12 protein-coding genes are annotated in these 16,483 nt (G+C 62.7%); 3 read left to right on the forward strand and 9 right to left on the reverse strand.

Annotation, left to right across the window (positions count from 1 at the left end):
- The first annotated feature begins 3 nt into the window (after nucleotides 1-3).
- Nucleotides 4-1,242: an MFS transporter gene (locus HX792_RS24360; protein WP_176998470.1), complete on the forward strand. Its 1,239-nt coding sequence runs from the start codon at nucleotides 4-6 to the stop codon at nucleotides 1,240-1,242.
- A gap of 124 nt (nucleotides 1,243-1,366) precedes the next feature.
- Here HX792_RS24360 and HX792_RS24365 read toward each other — a convergent pair whose 3' ends face one another.
- The 4 genes from HX792_RS24365 to HX792_RS24380 form a co-directional block, all read right to left on the reverse strand.
- Nucleotides 1,367-3,550 (reverse strand): xanthine dehydrogenase family protein molybdopterin-binding subunit, encoded by a 2,184-nt coding sequence (locus HX792_RS24365; protein ID WP_176998471.1) that lies wholly within the window; start codon nucleotides 3,548-3,550, stop codon nucleotides 1,367-1,369.
- Nucleotides 3,547-4,536, reverse strand: a complete 990-nt coding sequence (locus tag HX792_RS24370; RefSeq protein ID WP_176998472.1) for a xanthine dehydrogenase family protein subunit M — start codon at nucleotides 4,534-4,536, stop codon at nucleotides 3,547-3,549. The genes HX792_RS24365 and HX792_RS24370 overlap by 4 nt, the downstream gene beginning before the upstream one ends.
- Nucleotides 4,533-5,042, reverse strand: coding sequence for a (2Fe-2S)-binding protein (locus tag HX792_RS24375; RefSeq protein WP_176998473.1), 510 nt, complete (start codon nucleotides 5,040-5,042; stop codon nucleotides 4,533-4,535). Before HX792_RS24375 ends, HX792_RS24370 begins: the two co-directional genes overlap by 4 nt.
- A gap of 96 nt (nucleotides 5,043-5,138) precedes the next feature.
- Nucleotides 5,139-5,585 carry a DUF4879 domain-containing protein gene (locus tag HX792_RS24380; RefSeq protein ID WP_176998474.1) on the reverse strand — a complete coding sequence of 149 codons (447 nt, stop codon included), beginning with the start codon at nucleotides 5,583-5,585 and terminating at the stop codon, nucleotides 5,139-5,141.
- Nucleotides 5,586-5,807: 222 nt separating this feature from the next.
- Between HX792_RS24380 and HX792_RS24385 the strand changes: the two genes are divergently transcribed.
- Both HX792_RS24385 and trmA read left to right on the forward strand, forming a co-directional pair.
- The gene (locus HX792_RS24385; RefSeq protein WP_071485498.1) at nucleotides 5,808-7,103 is read left to right on the forward strand and encodes an NCS2 family permease; all 1,296 of its coding nucleotides are present in this window, start codon (nucleotides 5,808-5,810) and stop codon (nucleotides 7,101-7,103) included.
- Nucleotides 7,100-8,179 (forward strand): tRNA (uridine(54)-C5)-methyltransferase TrmA, encoded by a 1,080-nt coding sequence (trmA, locus tag HX792_RS24390; protein ID WP_176998475.1) that lies wholly within the window; start codon nucleotides 7,100-7,102, stop codon nucleotides 8,177-8,179. Before HX792_RS24385 ends, trmA begins: the two co-directional genes overlap by 4 nt.
- Nucleotides 8,180-8,295: 116 nt before the next feature.
- On the opposite strand, the gene HX792_RS24395 is transcribed toward trmA, so the two are convergent.
- From HX792_RS24395 to HX792_RS24415, 5 genes are all read right to left on the reverse strand, one after another.
- Nucleotides 8,296-9,612: a TolC family outer membrane protein gene (locus HX792_RS24395; protein ID WP_176998476.1), complete on the reverse strand. Its 1,317-nt coding sequence runs from the start codon at nucleotides 9,610-9,612 to the stop codon at nucleotides 8,296-8,298.
- Nucleotides 9,609-10,934: an HlyD family type I secretion periplasmic adaptor subunit gene (locus HX792_RS24400; RefSeq protein ID WP_176998477.1), complete on the reverse strand. Its 1,326-nt coding sequence runs from the start codon at nucleotides 10,932-10,934 to the stop codon at nucleotides 9,609-9,611. The genes HX792_RS24395 and HX792_RS24400 overlap by 4 nt, the downstream gene beginning before the upstream one ends.
- Nucleotides 10,931-12,673: a type I secretion system permease/ATPase gene (locus HX792_RS24405; protein ID WP_176998478.1), complete on the reverse strand. Its 1,743-nt coding sequence runs from the start codon at nucleotides 12,671-12,673 to the stop codon at nucleotides 10,931-10,933. The genes HX792_RS24400 and HX792_RS24405 overlap by 4 nt, the downstream gene beginning before the upstream one ends.
- Before the next feature lie 173 nt (nucleotides 12,674-12,846).
- Nucleotides 12,847-13,476, reverse strand: coding sequence for a heme acquisition protein HasA (locus HX792_RS24410; RefSeq protein WP_176998479.1), 630 nt, complete (start codon nucleotides 13,474-13,476; stop codon nucleotides 12,847-12,849).
- 81 nt (nucleotides 13,477-13,557) lie between these two features.
- The gene (locus tag HX792_RS24415; protein ID WP_176998480.1) at nucleotides 13,558-16,311 is read right to left on the reverse strand and encodes a TonB-dependent receptor; all 2,754 of its coding nucleotides are present in this window, start codon (nucleotides 16,309-16,311) and stop codon (nucleotides 13,558-13,560) included.
- Nucleotides 16,312-16,483 lie beyond the last annotated feature (172 nt).

The raw sequence follows: 16,483 nt of genomic DNA on the forward strand, positions 1-16,483 counted from the left end.
CCGATGCCTAGTGAACCCGCGTTGCTGTTGCGTCACCACCGCCCTTTCATCGCGTTCTGGCTGGCGCGTATCTTCACCGCCAGCGGGTTCCAGATGCTCACCGTGGCCATCGGCTGGAACCTCTACCAACTGACCGGCAACGTGCTGGACCTGGGCTTGGTCGGCCTGGTGGAATTCGTGCCACGCGTGCTATTCATGTTGCACACCGGGCACGTGGCCGACCGCTACGAACGGCGCAAGGTGGCAGCCATCTGCCAGACCGTGCAGGCGTTGATTGCCCTGTCCCTGGCCATCGGCGGCCTGACCGGCAATGTGACCCGCGAGATGATCTTCATCCTCGCCTTCCTGCTGGGCGCCGCACGCTCCTTTGAAATGCCCACCACCCAGGCGCTGCTGCCGAGCATCGTGCCGACCGCATTGTTTCCGCGTGCGGTGGCGTCGTCGCAATCGGCCCAGCAACTGGCGACCATCGTCGCACCCGCCCTCGGCGGTCTGCTCTACGCGTTCGGCAGCGTGTGGGTCTACGGCCCCACCGTGGCGCTGTACCTGATTGCCTGCGTGCTGACCCTGAACCTGCCTGCGCGCCAGACCCCGTTGAACAAAGCCAAGGCCACCATGGACTCGCTGCTCGCCGGGATTCGCTTTATCCGCAGCCGCCCGGACATCCTCGGCGCCATCTCCCTGGACCTGTTCGCCGTACTGCTGGGCGGCGCCACCGCGCTGCTGCCAGTGTTCGCCAAGGACATCCTGCTGACCGGCGCCTGGGGCCTGGGCCTGTTGCGCTCGGCGCCTGCGGTGGGAGCGTTGTTGATGTCGCTGTGGCTGGCACGGTTCTCAGTCGACCGCCATGTCGGCCGGGTGATGTTCACCGCAGTGGGCGTGTTCGGCGTGGCGACCATCGCCTTCGGCCTGTCGACCTCGTTCTGGTTTTCCCTGGCCGTGCTGGTGGTACTGGGCGCGGCGGACATGATCAGCATGGTGATCCGTGCATCGTTCGTGCAATTGGAAACACCGGATGAAATGCGCGGACGCGTCAGCGCGGTCAACGGCCTGTTTATCGGCGCGTCCAACCAATTGGGCGAGTTTGAGTCGGGCATCACCGCCCACTGGTTCGGCACCGTGCCGGCGGTGGTGATGGGCGGGATTGGCACGCTGCTGGTGACGGGCGTGTGGATCAAGCTGTTCCCGACCCTGGCCAATCGGGACCGCATGCATGTGCCGGTGGAAGAGACCAAGGCCTGAACCAAGCAACAATCCCTGTAGGAGCTGGCTTGCCGGCGATAGCGGAGTGTCAGCACCTGATCGATCGCTGGCCCACCGCTATCGCCGGCAAGCCAGCTCCTACAATTGGAGTCAGTGAGATGTATCAGAGCACCTTATCCAGGGTGATCGGAAAGTCCCGCACCCGCTTGCCAGTGGCGTGATACACCGCATTCGCCACCGCCGCCGCCACCCCGACAATGCCAATTTCGCCTACGCCCTTGGACCCAAGGGCATTTACGATTTCGTCATGTTCTTCGACAAACACCACATCAATGTCGCCGATATCGGCATTCACCGGGATGTGGTACTCCGCCAGGCTGTGGTTCATATAGCGCCCCAGCTGATGGTCGATCTGGGTTTCTTCGTGCAGCGCCATGCCGATGCCCCACACCACCCCGCCGAGGATCTGGCTGCGCGCCATCTTCGGATTGACCACGCGCCCCGCCGCAATCGCGCTGACCACACGGCTCACCTTGAGGGTGCCCAGGTCTTCATCCACACGCACTTCGACAAACACCGCCGAGTGAGTGGCGGTTGAATAACCTTCGCGCTTCTTGTCAGGTTCACTGTCGACCTGCACTTCCAGAGCGCCTTTGCCCCCGTCCTTGACCAACTGTGCCAACGACACACTCACGTCGCGGGTATGGAGCTGGCCGCCTTCAAAACGGACGGTCTCGGCCTCCTTGAACACCGGATAAGTCTGCCGGGCGATTTCCAGCAACTTGACGTTAAGCGCTTCACACGCCTGCTGCACGGCGGTCCCCACCGACGAAACGGTAAACGAGCCGCCCTGCAAAGGCGCTGTGGGAAGCGATGAATCACCGAGCAAAAAGCTGATATCGCCCATTGCCACGCCGCTGGTTTGCGCCGCGATTTGGGTCATCACGGTGTAGGTGCCGGTGCCGATATCAGTGGTGGCGCTGCTGACCGTCAGTTTGCCGTTAGCGTCGAGCCTTGCCTTGGCACTGGCCTTCATCTGCATCGCTTCCCACACGCCGCCGGCCATGCCCCAGCCGATCAACTGGCGGCCGTCGCGCATGCTGCGTGGCTCCGGGTTGCGCTGGCTCCAGCCGAAACGTTCGGCGCCTTCGCGGTAACACTCGCGCAGGGCTTTACTGGACCAAGGTTTGTCTTCGTTCTGATTGCGTTCGGCATAGTTGATCAGCCGCAGTTGCACGGGGTCGATGCCCAGCGCGCAGGCCAGCTCATCCATCGCGCACTCCAGGCCGATCACACCGAGGGCGGCGCCGGGCGCGCGCATGTCCAGCGGGGTGTACACGTCCAGTGGCACCAGCTTGTAGGTCAACTGCACGTTGTCGCAGTGGTAGAGCATGCCGCTCCACTCCACCACGTGTTCGCTGAAATCCTCGAAACGTGAGGTTTGGCCAATCGCGGTGTGCCCCAGTGCCATCAACCGACCGTTGGCCGCCGCGCCCATCTGCAAACGCTGCAAGGTGCGCGGGCGATAACCGAAGGTGAACATCTGTTGGCGGGTTAGCGTCACGCGCACCGAACGCTTGAGCGCCAGGGCCGCCATCACGGCCAACGGCAACTGATATTGCGGGCGCAAGCCTGAACCAAATGCCCCGCCGACAAACGCGGCAAAAACCCTCACCTGGGTGTTATCCAGGCCGAAGACTTTTTGCACATAGGCCTGACAGTTTTGCGGGCCTTGGGTTTTGTCGTGGATATGCAAGGTGCCATCGGGCTGGTACAGCACGGTACTGGCATGGGGCTCCATGGGGTTGTGGTGTTCGATGGGCGTGCTGTAGTGCAGATCCAGGTGGACGGCAGCGGTGCTCCATTCGGCCTGGAAGTTTCCGCGTGGTGCAGGCGGCGTTTGGGGTGACGGGTGCGCCTGTTCCTGTAAGGCCAGCAAGTCAGTCTCGAAGGGTTCGGTGGCGTATTCGATCTCCACCAGGGAGCCTGCATGCCGTGCCAGTTCCAGGTTGTCAGCGATCACCAGGGCCAAGGGCTGGCCGCTGTACAACACGCGGTCGTTGTACAACGGACGAAACGCAGAACCGTCGGCCGCATCGGCGTCAGCAAAAGCGTCGTCATAGCTCGCGAGTTTCGGCCGGTTGAGGTGATCAAGCACCATGACCACGCCCGGCAAAGCCAGGGCTTTGGCGGCATCGATGCGGGTCACTCGCCCTTTGGCGACGGTGCTGGACACTACGCTGCCATACAACAAGCCTTGTTCCGGGAACTCACCGGCATAACGCGCCTGGCCAGTGACCTTGAGCAGACCGTCCACCCGGTCCAACGGTTTGCCGATAGCGGTCATGGTTGTGCTCCAGCGAGAGTGGCATCACTCAGGGCGCGAATAATCCCGCGGCGTGCCAGCTTGATCTTGAACGCGTTGTGCGCCAACGGTTCAGCATCTTGCAGCAGGGCGTCGGCGGCCGCGCTGAAGGTCTCACGGCTGACAACCTGGCCGATCAACGCCGACTCCACCGCGCGGTCACGCCAGGGTTTATGCGCCACACCGCCCAGCGCCAGGCGGGCATCAACGATGGTCTCGCCGTCCAGCTCAAGGGCGGCGGCCACCGACACCAACGCAAATGCATAAGAGGCACGGTCGCGAATCTTCAAGTAATGGCTATGGTGGGCCAGTTGATCAGCGGGCAGTTCGATGGCCGTGATCAGTTCGTCGTCGGCCAACTGGTTATCGCGTTGCGGCGCGTCACCGGGCAAGCGGTGAAAGTCAGCAAACTCGATGACCCGCGCGCCGCCACGCCCTTCAACATGCACCCGCGCCTCCAGCGCCGCCAAGGCGACGCACATGTCTGAAGGGTGAGTGGCCACGCACTGGGCGCTGGCGCCGAGGATGGCATGGATGCGATTCAAGCCGGTGCGCGCCGGGCAACCGCTGCCGGGCTCGCGCTTGTTGCACGGCACAGCGGCGTCATAGAAGTAATAGCAACGCGTGCGCTGCAACAGGTTGCCACCGGTACTGGCCATGTTGCGCAATTGCGGCGAAGCCCCGGCGAGGATGGCTTGAGACAACAGTGGGTAACGCTGTTCGATCAGCGGGTGCCAGGCCAGGTCGGCGTTGCTGACCAATGCACCGATCATCACCCCACCGTCGGCGGTCGCCTCCACGCCTTGAAGCGGCAGGCCGGTGATATCAATCAAGTGTTCGGGGCGGCTGATGTTTTCTTTCATCAGGTCCAACAAGTTAGTGCCGCCGGCAATGAAGCGCGAGGCGGCGCTGCTCAGGTGAACGGCCTCCTGTATGTCCACCGGCTTGCTGTAATGAAAGGGGTTCATTGCTCACCTCCCAATACAACCTCTTCGATGGCATCGCGAATATTGCTGTAGGCGCCGCAGCGGCACAGGTTGCCACTCATCATTTCCTGGATCTGCAAGGGGCTGTGAGCGCGGCCTTCATTGGCCAGGCCGACGGCGGAACACAGTTGCCCGGGGGTGCAATAGCCACACTGAAAGGCGTCGTGCTTGATAAAAGCCTGCTGAATCGGATGCAGCACGTCGCCGCTGGCCAAACCCTCGACCGTCGTCAGCTCGGCGCCGTCGCACATCACCGCCAGGGTCAGGCAGGCATTCACCCGCTTGCCATCGCGCAACACGGTGCAGGCGCCGCATTGGCCGTGGTCACAGCCCTTTTTACTGCCGATCAGGTCCAGTTGTTCGCGTAGCAGGTCCAGCAGAGTGGTCCAGGGCAACACGTCCAGTTGGCGATCCTGCCCGTTGAGGGTCAGGCGTATCGGGTGGCTGACGAACGGTCGAGCCGCCGCGCCTTTGGGAGTTGCGCTCATAAACACCTCACGGGTTGGTGTACATCCGCGGCGTTCAGGAAAGTCGCCGTCTCAGGGGTACGACTTCCCGGGGTAATGAGCGTTCAAGGGGATTGATCAGCGGATATTGAGCAGCGTCTTCAAGGTGTTCTGCGGACCATTGATCGACGAGTTGCTGTACTCGAACCAGCCTGGCGCTTCGACATTCAGGCTGAACACATAGATGTAGCCCATCAGGGTGCCCGCGCCGTTGCACGCCTGGCTGATGTTGCCCACCTGGCACACGGGGGTACGGGTGCCGTCCAGCTCCGCACCGTCGAAACGGCCCATGGGGTTCTTGCCCAGGCCGACTTCCATCACCGAGACCCGGGTAGGCCCGCGGTGCGTGCACATCTGGGTGCTTTGCGCCCGTTCCGGAATGGTTTCAGTGCAAGCCGCCGACTCGACCTTGAACACGCGCACTTCGCTCAAGGCCGGTGCAGTCGCGCCCCACGCCGGTGCCGCGCCCAGCCACAGGCTGATACTGGCGATCAGAGCTAGACTCCACGCGTTGGCTTTTTTCATGCTGGCAATGACCTTGAATTAAACGTCGGCGCAGTATGCCTCAAGGCCATGATCCGGAGCGATTGTTCAAGAGGCCCAGCCCATACACCATATGGCCTCGGCTGCTGGTATGATGCGCCGCTTTTTCCGATCCTCTCTGAAACCACAGGCGCTTGGCGCAGTTTGTGCTTTGACTTAGAGGTCAACAAATAACGACGCACAATAGCGTCACAGGGAGCCGGCATGCTGGAAAAGCTGTTTCAACTCAAAGCACACAACACCAACGTGCGCACCGAGATTCTCGCGGGGATCACGACATTCCTGGCCATGGCCTACATCCTGTTCGTGAACCCGAGCATCCTCGGCGAAACCGGCATGGACAAAGGCGCCGTGTTCGTCGCGACCTGCCTGGCAGCCGCCATCGGTTCGACCGTGATGGGCCTGATCGCCAACTACCCGATCGCCCTGGCGCCGGGCATGGGCCTCAACGCCTTCTTTACCTACACCGTGGTCCTGCACATGGGCCATACCTGGCAAGTGGCGCTGGGCGCGGTATTCATTTCGGCGGTGCTGTTCTTCCTGCTGTCGATCTTCCGCATCCGTGAGTGGATCATCAACAGCATCCCCCTGCCCCTGCGCTCAGCGATTGCCGCCGGTATCGGCCTGTTCCTGGCGCTGATCGCCCTGCACAACGCCGGCATCGTGGTGAGCAACCCGGCCACCATGGTCGGCCTGGGCGACCTGAAACAACCGGCGCCGATCCTGGCCACCCTCGGTTTCGCGCTGATCGTTGCGCTGGAAGCCCTGGCCGTGCGCGGTGCGGTGTTGATCGGCATTCTGGCGGTGACCATCGTCTCCATCGCCATGGGCTTCACCCCGTTCGGCGGCGTGACCTCGATGCCACCGTCCCTGGCCCCGACCTTCCTGCAGCTGGATATCAAAGGCGCGCTGGATATCGGCCTGGTCAGCGTGATCTTCGCCTTCCTGTTCGTCGACCTGTTCGATAACTCCGGCACCCTGATCGGCGTTGCCAAGCGCGCTGGCCTGATGGGTAAAGATGGCCACATGCCGAAAATGGGCCGTGCGCTGATCGCCGACAGTACCGCCGCCATGGCCGGTTCCCTGCTGGGCACCTCGACCACCACCAGCTACATCGAATCGGCTGCGGGCGTGAGCGCCGGTGGCCGTACCGGTCTGACTGCCATCGTGGTCGCGATTCTGTTCCTGCTGGCGCTGTTCTTCTCGCCACTGGCCGCCAGTGTGCCGGCCTTCGCCACTGCCCCGGCACTGCTGTTTGTGGCCGTGCTGATGACCTCGGGCCTGGCGGAAATCGACTGGGACGACATCACCGTTGCAGCGCCGGTGGTGATCACCGCCCTGGCAATGCCATTCACTTACTCCATCGCCAACGGCATCGCCTTCGGTTTCATCGCCTGGACCGCCATCAAGCTGCTTTCGGGCCGCTACCGTGAGCTGAACCCGGCACTGGTGATCCTGTCGATCCTGTTCGTGATCAAGCTGGGCTGGTTCAACGCATGACTTTTGACGCCGCAAGCTACACCGCTCAACTGCAAGACAAGGTCACGCGCTTGCGTGACCTGCTGGCACCGTTCGACGCCCCCGAGCCGCAGGTCTTCGACTCGCCAGTGCAGCACTTTCGCCTGCGTGCGGAGTTCCGCCTGTGGCGCGAAGGCGGTGATCGCCACTACGCGATGTTTTCGCAAGACGACAAGCGCACGCCGATCCTGATCGAAGAATTCCCGATTGCCAGCCTGCGCATCAACCAGTTGATGCCGCAACTCAAGGCCGCCTGGCAAGCCAGTGCCGCCCTGAGCCACAAGCTGTTCCAGGTGGAGTTCCTCACCACCCTGGCGGGTGACGCGATGATCACCCTGTGCTATCACCGCCCGCTGGACGAGCATTGGCACACCGCCGCGAACCAGCTGGCGGCTGACTTGAACGTGAGCATCATCGGCCGCTCCAAGGGCAAGCGCGATGTGATCGGCCACGACTACGTGGTGGAAAAACTCGACGTGGGCGGTCGCACCTTCAGCTATCGCCAACCCGAAGGCGCCTTCACCCAGCCCAACGGCACGGTGAACCAGAAGATGCTCAACTGGGCGTATGAAGCACTGGGCGATCGCCCGGATGACTTGCTCGAGCTGTATTGCGGCAACGGTAACTTCACCCTGCCGCTGGCCACCCGCGTGCGCAAGGTGCTGGCCACCGAGATCAGCAAGACCTCGGTCAACGCAGCCTTGAGCAACCTTGATGAAAACGCGGTGGATAACGTCACTCTGGTGCGTTTGTCTGCCGAAGAACTCACCGAGGCGCTCAATGAAGTGCGTCCGTTCCGTCGCCTGCACGGCATCGACCTCAAGAGCTACGAGTTCGGCAGCGTCTTCGTCGACCCGCCGCGCGCCGGCATGGACCCGGACACCTGCGAACTGACCCGCCGTTTCGACAACATCCTGTACATCTCCTGCAACCCGGAGACGTTGGCGGCGAACATTGCGCAACTGCATGACACGCACAAAATCACCCAGTGCGCGATGTTTGACCAGTTCCCGTGGACGCACCACATGGAATCCGGCGTGCTGCTGACCCGCCGATAAACCGCCCCTTGTAGGAGCCGGCTTGCCGGCGATCACGGTATGTCAGTTAACACATAGGCTGACTGATCCACCGCAATCGCTGGCAAGCCAGCTCCTACAGGGGATGTGTGTTCAGGTCAGGCAGAGGGTTGGAAATACCCCGCCAACGCCCGCAAATCCTGCTCGCTGAGCAACCCCGCGTAATACTTCAATTGAATCCTTGCCAGCAGGTACGCATGCCGCGCATCTGCCAGGTCGCGGCGGGCAGTGAATAGTTGTTGCTCGGCGTCGAGCACATCAAGGTTGACCCGCTCTCCCCCGCTAACACTTTTCTGGGTCGCCGCGACCAGCGCCGTGGCCGAACTTACCGCCATCTCATAGGCCCGCACTTTCGCCGCGCCGCTGGTGTTGAGGTTGAACTGCTTGCGCAACTCCACCAGCGTGGCCGAGGTGTGCGCATCGAGCTCGTATTGGGCCTGGGACAACTGGTTCGCCGCCTGGCGCGTAGAGGCTGACACCGAGCCACCGGCAAACAGCGGAAGACTCACCTGAATACCCACGCTGTTGGTGTCGTATTTCTGGTTGTAGCTGCTTTCTGAATCAGAGCGGGTCTGGCGGCTGCTGGCGTACAGGCTGACCTTGGGCAAATGACCGGCGCGCTTGCGCTCCACTTCATAGGCGGCCACGTCCAGCGCATGGTGCTGGGATTTGAGTTCCGGGTTGTTGGCCATGGCCATTTCACGCCAGGTTTCGAAGCGGTTGGGCTCAAGTGGCGGGATATCAAACTGGCGAGTCAAAGGCGCCAGCTCTTCGATCTGCAACGGCTGGCCGACGATGGCTTCCAGTTCGCGCAAGGCGCTGTCCTGGGCATCCAGCGATTCGATTTCTTCGGCCTGGGCCAGGCTCAAGCGTGCCTGAGTTTCCAGCACGTCGGTGCGCGTGCCTTCACCGCCCTTGAGCAAACGGTCATTGAGTTGCAGGCGCTCGGCAAACGCGCGCTTCTGCGCACGGCTCAACTCGATGCGCTCCTGGGCCAGCAATGCCTGGCTGTAGGCATTGAGCACGCGCACCGCCAGTTCCTGGCTCTTGCCGCGAAAACGCTCATCGGCCATCAGTGCCTGGGCCGTGCCCTGGCGAAAGCGCGCATAGGCTTCGTAGTCGAGCAGTGGTTGCTGCAAGGTCAGGGTCGAGGCATAGCTGCGGTAATCGCGGTCGCTGGTAGTGTTGCCCGCCGTCACTTCAGATTCGTTGCGCGAATTGTTGTAGCTCCAGGACAGGTTCGGCAGCAACGCCGAACGGCCGATCACGCGGTTCTCTTCACCGGCTTCACGCTCCTGAATGGCCGCCTGAAAGGTCGGGTCATTGCGCAGCGCCAAGTCGTAGGCGTCCAACAAACCCAAGGCGTTTGCCGCCGAGGTGCAACCGAAACACAAGGTAAACAACAGCGCCTTCATTCTTCCACCAGGGCCATATGGGTGCGATCGAGCAGGGGTTTGAACAGGTAGTTGAGCATCGAGCGCTCACCGGTCTTGACGAAGGTTTCCACCGGCATGCCGGGGCGGATCTGCACGCCATCCAGCTGTTGCATACCGGCGGCGCTCACCTGGGCGCGCAGCGTGTAGTAAGGCTCATCGGTGCGTTCATCGACTTGGCGGTCAGCCGACACCAGCGTCACTTCGCCCGCGATTCGCGGCGTGGTGGCCTGGTTGAAGGCCGAGAACAGTAGCTCCACAGGCAAGCCCGGGTGCACCTTGTCGATCATCTGCACCGGCACGCGCGCCTCCACCAGCAACGGCTCGCCTTGGGGCACGATGTCCATCAGCGCCTGGCCGGGCTTGATCACGCCACCCTCGGTGTACACGTCCAGCCCCACCACCACGCCGGACGCAGGCGCCCGCACCAAACTGTTGGCCAGCTCGAACTCGGCCGACGCCAGGCGATTGCGCAGGTCATCGCTGCGGGTGCGGGTGTCGGCCAACTGGCTGCGCAGGTCTTTCTGGAAGTCTTCGCCGAGCTGGCGGATGCGCAGGCGCAGTTCGAGCACCTGGCGCTGCAATTGGCCGATGCGGCCATAGTCCTCGGCGATGGTGCCGTCGATCTGCGCGTACAGGCGCTCGCTGTCGAGCAGGCGATTGCGCGGGATATAGCCATCGCGGGCCAGTTCGCGCAGGCCTTGCAGTTGCTCGTTCAGCGCGGCGCGTTGCTGGACTTTGCTGGCTTGGGAATCCCGTGTGCCGCGCAACTGTGCTTCGGCGCCGGCGATGGTTTCGCGCAGGCCTTGTTGCTCGGTGGCCAACGCCTGGGCGCGGCTGTTGAACAGCTGCCGTTGCAGGTTCAGCGTGCCCGCGGCGTCCGGGTCGTTAAGCAGTTCCGGGCCGAAGTCGATGGCTGGCAGCCCCTCGCTTTCGGCGCTCAATCGCGCCTCGCTGGCCAGGGACGCCAGGTATTGGCTACGCAGCGACTGCATCTGCCCGCGCAGCGGTGTTTCCTTCAAGCGCAACAGCACTTGGCCGGCGCTGACGACGTCACCGTCGCGCACCTCGATACGCTCGACGATCCCACCGGCCGGGTGCTGCACGGTCTTGCGATGGCCTGAGACCATGACCTTGCCGGACACCGCCACGCCCTTGTCCAACGGCGCCAGCGCGGCCCAGCCGAGAAACCCGACGAACCCGCCCAGCACCAGCCACCAGCCCAGGCGCGAGTACTTTTTGTCATCCAGCGCCAGCACGTTGTGGGGCTGGTCGCTCACCAGCATCGGTTTGCCCTGGCTCATGCCTGTTTTCCTTCACCGAGTCGGTAACTCATGCTCATGGTCGACACCGGTTTGGTCACCGGCGCAGTGGGTTTCTGACGTGCTTCCAGTACCCGTGCTGTCGGGCCGAAGGCTTGCAGCTGGCCCTCCTTAAGAATCAGCAGTTGGTCGGTGAGGGTCAGCACGTTGGCTTTGTGCGTGATCAGCACCAACGTGCGTCGCCGCTGCTTGAGCTGGGCGATGGCCTGGAGCAGCGCCTGTTCGCCGACTTCATCCAGGTTGGCGTTGGGCTCGTCCAACACGATCAGCGCGGGCAGGCCGTACAGCGCACGCGCCAGGGCCACGCGTTGTTTCTGGCCACCGGACAAACCGGCACCGCCCTCCCCCAGCACGGTGTCGTAGCCTTGGGGCAGTTGCAGGATCAGCTCGTGTACCCCGGCCATCTGCGCGGCGGCGAGGACTTTGTCCGCTTCCACCTCGGTAAACCGCGCGATGTTCTGCGCGATGCTGCCAGCGAACAACTGGATGTCCTGGGGCAGGTAGCCGATGTGCGTCCCGAGTTGCTGTTTGTCCCACAAGGTCAGGTCGGCGCCGTCCAGCCGCACTTTGCCCGCCAGCGGTGCCCAGGCGCCCACCAGCACCCGCGCCAGGGTGGACTTGCCACACCCCGATGGGCCGATCACCCCGAGCACTTCGCCCGCCGGCAGGTTGAACCCCAGGTTGTTCAAGGCGGGGCGGCGGCTGCCGGGGGCGGATGCACTGAGCTGCTCCACCGCCAGTTGGCCCTTGGGCACCGGCAAGTGCATGCGCGCCGGGCGTGCAGGGTTAGCCGCGAGCATCTGCGACAAGCGCTCATAGGCCAGACGCGCCGAGCCCCATTGCTTCCACACGCCGATCAATTGGTCGATCGGGCTGAGCACCCGCCCCATCAGGATCGACCCGGCAATCATCATCCCCGGGGTGATATCGCCCTGTACCGCCAGCAGCGCGCCCACCCCCAACACCAGCGACTGCAACGCCAGGCGCACGCCCTTGGACCAGGCGGTGACGGCGGCGGTCTTTTCACTGGCCAGGTTCTGCTGGGCCAGGAACGCCTGGTGCTCGCCGAACCAACGACCGCGCAACGTGGCGAGCATACCCATGGCTTCGATGGTGTCGGCATTGCGCAGGTTGGCTGTGGCCTGCTGGCTGGCGCTGATGGACAGCTGACTGGCCAGGGCCATCGGCGCCTGGCTGACGCGATGGTTGATCCAGGCGAGTGCGATCAGGATCACCGCGCCGCCCAGGGCCAGCACGCCCAGCCAGGGGTGGAACAGGAAAATCACCAGCAGGTACACGGGAAACCACGGCGCATCGAAAAACGCGAACAGCGCCTGGCCCGTGGCAAACTGGCGCAACGTGGTCAGGTCATTCAGCGCCTGGCCTGCCGCCTGTGGGCTGCCCTTGAGTTGCGCTTCGAACGCGGCGTCGTAGACCCGCTGGTTCAAGCGCATGTCCATTTGCGTGCCCAGGCGGATCACCACCTGGCTGCGCACCCATTCCAACGCGCCCATCAGGCCGAACAGGCCGAGGATCATCAGCGTCAGCATCAACAGGGTCATCTGATTGCCCGACGCCAGCACCCGGTCGTACACCTGCAGCATGTACAGCGCCGGGGCGAGCATCAGCAGGTTGATCACCGCCGAGAACAGGCCGATGTTGAAGAAGCCACTTTTATAGGCCGTGAGGGCAGCCAGGGTTTCGTTGCCGGCGTGGCGCATCTGGGGAGTCTCGAAGGGTTGAGCGGGCAGCGTCGCCGCGTTGACAGGCGATACGACGCTGCGCAGAATTCGGCACCGCCGCCGCCGAAGAATTAGAAGGCTTGGCGACAGCGGTGTGTCATGCGGCGAATGGGGGAGCGATCCTCCATTCGCTTTTTTCATGCAGCAGAGGGTCAGGCCGCCAGGGCGAAGTCCTGAGGGATGTCCTGCACGCCGACCAGCGCGACGTCGGTAGTGGCCACCGAGGCAGCGTGGCTGGCCAAGGTGGAAGCAACGTGGTCGAAGGTGTCGGCGGTGGACAGGCCGTAGTCATCCAGCAGGTTATTGAGCACGGCTTCCAGTGCGGTGGTGTTGCCCTGCATCAGGCCGTAGATCACGTCCTGAACAGCGTTGCCAGCACGGCCCGCGCCCACCAGGGACTCCAGGTCCAGGCCGTTGAAGGACACTTTGTAGTCGCTCAGGGCGAATTCGCTGCCGGCGCCGCCTGTCAGGACTTCACCCAGTTGGACGTTGTCCAGTTGGCCCCACAGGTAGTGGTTCATGTTGTCGCTGGCCGGCAGGGTGCGGTCATACACGTAGTGCAGGCCGTTGGTGGCATCGCTCTCAGCGATGAACGCGTACTCGGAGCCGTTGGCGCCGTGGGTGGCGTACTGCTCACCGCTCATGTTCCGCGCACCGGTGTTGAAACCGCCGGTGTTGCCAGTGCCGTGACCGGCCGTGTTGAAGCCCAGCGACCAGCCGCTCAGGTAGTTGGCGATAGTGGTCGAACCTGCTGCGGAATCGTAATTAACCGAAATAGTCATAACTACACCTGTCCCTATGGAACGTTGAATGACAGCGCGCAGACACTGCGCACTTTTTGCTCACCATTGAGCAAATTCTGATTAGAACCGGTACTCGAGCATGCCGCTCAGCGTGCGCCCACGCGCCAGGCTCAAGTTGTTCGCGTCGCCCATGGCCACGAAGTACGCCTCGTTGGTCGCGTTCTCCAGGGACAGGGCAATGTTGAAATTATCTGTGGCCCAGTAGCTGGCGTAGAGGTCATAGACCGTGTACTTGGGCCAGGTGGCCTGATCGAGGAATGAGTAGTTCCGCTCCTCCAGATCGCCGCCATTGCCTTCGCTGTAACGCACGCGCACACCGGTATCCAGGCGACGCTCCAGGAAGCGCGCGCCCAAGGTGAGCGAGCCCCGGTCGGCAGGCATAAAGCTGGCGTTGCCGAACATGGCCTGGCAACTTTCCAGGTTGTTGGCCGCGTCGTTGTCCAGCCATTCGTAGGTGGCCACAGGGCGAGTCAGCGTGTTGCCGTTGGGTAACTTGATCGTCACCATTTCGCTGCCCACGCGTCGGCCCTGTCTCTTTGCGCCGCCCATATAAAAGCTTTTGGAGCAGAACTCGTTGCTGCCGATCATGTGGGTGTAGCTGAGGTTGGTGTACACCCGCCCCATGTCGTAGTTGAGCTGGTATTCAACGCCGCGAAAGCGCGTGTCGTTGAGGTTGTTGACGTACGCCATGGTGCCCAACTGCCCACCGTTGGTGGTTTGTTCGGGCAAGGCCACGCTGTGGTTAAGGAAGGAGAAGTTGGCGATCTTGGTATCGAAGTACGCCACCTTGATGCCCAGGCGATCGTTGCCGGTGAACAACGATTCCTTGAACACGTTCACCCCAAACTCCCAGTCGCGAGATTCTTCAGGCTTGAGGAACGGGTTGGGGAACACCCGCTCAGACGCGTCGCCACCGTGGGGGCGGCCGGTCATAAACACTTCGGTCACTGCCGGCGGGCGCCAGCCCTTGCCCCAACGGGTATAGAGCTGCAGCCAGTCCAGCCCGGGCTTTACGCCCAGCCCGAAGGTCGGCGAAAAGTGGCCCTGCTGTTCGTCAATATCAAATACTTCCGAGGTGCGCACGCCGCTGCTGCTGGCGCTGATCGGCTTGCGTTTGTACAGGGTGATGCCGGTCTTGCCCTCCAGCCGATAACGGTCATAACGCAGGCCGCCGTCCACGCTCAGCCAGTCGTCATATTCATAACTGAGGGTGTTGAACAGGCTGGCGACGGTGCGCTTGCCCGCCGGGGTCGAGCCTTCGGCGTAGGGCAGCAGGCCCAACTGGTTGGTGGCTTCCACCTTGTTGGTGCTGGGCTTGAACTGATCCTGATACAGCTCCAGGCCATAGTTCCACGCCAGGTGCCCACCGGCGCCCAGATCAAAGCGCGAAGTGTTCTCGACCTGCGCGCCGTAGGTGTCGGTGCGAAACGTATCGCGGTAGCCGCCAAACTTGTTGCCTGAACTGGCCGAGGCGGTGTTCTCGGCGTTGTCGCGGTCCAGCACCGTGGAGACGTAATACAGCTTGGTCTTGAAATCGATCAGGGTGTTGTCTGGCGTGTAGCTGTAGTCGAGCGCGATGTTTTGCGCATTCAGGTTGTTCTTGCTGTTACGCCGGTAGTAATAGCTCTGCTGGTCGGGGCTGTTGTAGGTCCAGGCGTCGTTGCTGTCGGCGTCGCTTTGCATGTAGCTCAGTTGCACACGCTGGTCTTCAGGCAGGTTGAGCCCGAACTTGATCAACTGCGAGCGGGTGACGCTGCCGCTGTCGCCCACTTCGCCGTTGAGCCAGCCCTTCCAGGCTTCGCGACGGTCTTCCTTGGCGCGGATCTGTGACCCCAGGTTGGAAGCGTTGTCGGTGCCGGCGCGGTAGTTGCCATAGTGGCGCTCGCTGAACCCCAGCAGCACGTCGCCCACTTCGTTGCCGAAGGCAAACACGCCACTGCCGTTGAAATAGGTGCCGTTGCCCAGCTCCCCGATGCCATGCCCGGCACGGATACGTCCGCCGTATTCCTTGCCGTCCTTGAGGAACTCGCTGGCCTCCAGGGTCTTGAACGTGGCGATCCCGCCCAGTACTCCGGCGCCGCCCATGCCCGACTGGCTGCCCTTGTCGATCTCGATGCTGGAGATGAACTCCGGGTCGATCAGCATGGTGCCGTTGCGTTGCTGGTGGCCGTTGACGTTGAAGTTCTGGCGCATGCCGTCGATGTTCATGTTCACGCGGCCGTAGTCCTGTATGCCACGGATGTTCACCGACAGGCCAGGGTCGCGTTGGTCGACGGCGGTGTACACGCCGGCGGTTTCTTCGAGCATGTCGGCGGCGTGACGAGGCGGGCGTTTATCGATCATGTCACGGCTGATCACCGCCACGGACTTTGGGCTCTGGTACACCCAATCACTGGCCTGGCCGTTGGTGTTGCCGGTGATGGTGGTGGTGCCCACGGTGACGGCACTGTCGTGGTCGGCGGCAACGCGGTTGAGCGTGACCTGGCGTTCGCCGGTGAAACGGTACTCCACGGGCGCGCCACCGAGCAGGCGACCAAGGCCTTCCTGCACGCTGAAGCTGCCTTTGAGCGCGGTGCTGCTCAGGCCTTGCAGGCGCTGGCTGTCGAACAACACTTGCAGGCCGGCCTGGTCGGCGAACGCCAGCACGGCACTGCCCAGGGATTGCGCAGGGATATCGAACATCAGCACGGCGGGCTGTGCAGCACCGGCCGGAGGTTGCGCGGCATACACCGGGGCCGCTGTGGCGAACAACCCCAAGTGAATGGCCAGGGCCAACCGGCTACCGGTAATGCGCCCCTTGGTGAATGCTGACATTTCTGGTTTTCCCTGCACTGAGCGTTTTTGTTTATGCGAATGCTTCTCACCTAGCAAGACGTGTGAGGCGCAGGAACTCAGTAAGGTTTTTTTGAAAGTTTTTTAATCGAGGGAAATTTCAAGGAACGCAGCCCCCTGTAGGAGCCGGCTTGCCGGCGATGGCGTCCGAGAG

This window comes from Pseudomonas sp. B6002 (assembly GCF_013385985.1).
GTDB lineage: Bacteria > Pseudomonadota > Gammaproteobacteria > Pseudomonadales > Pseudomonadaceae > Aquipseudomonas.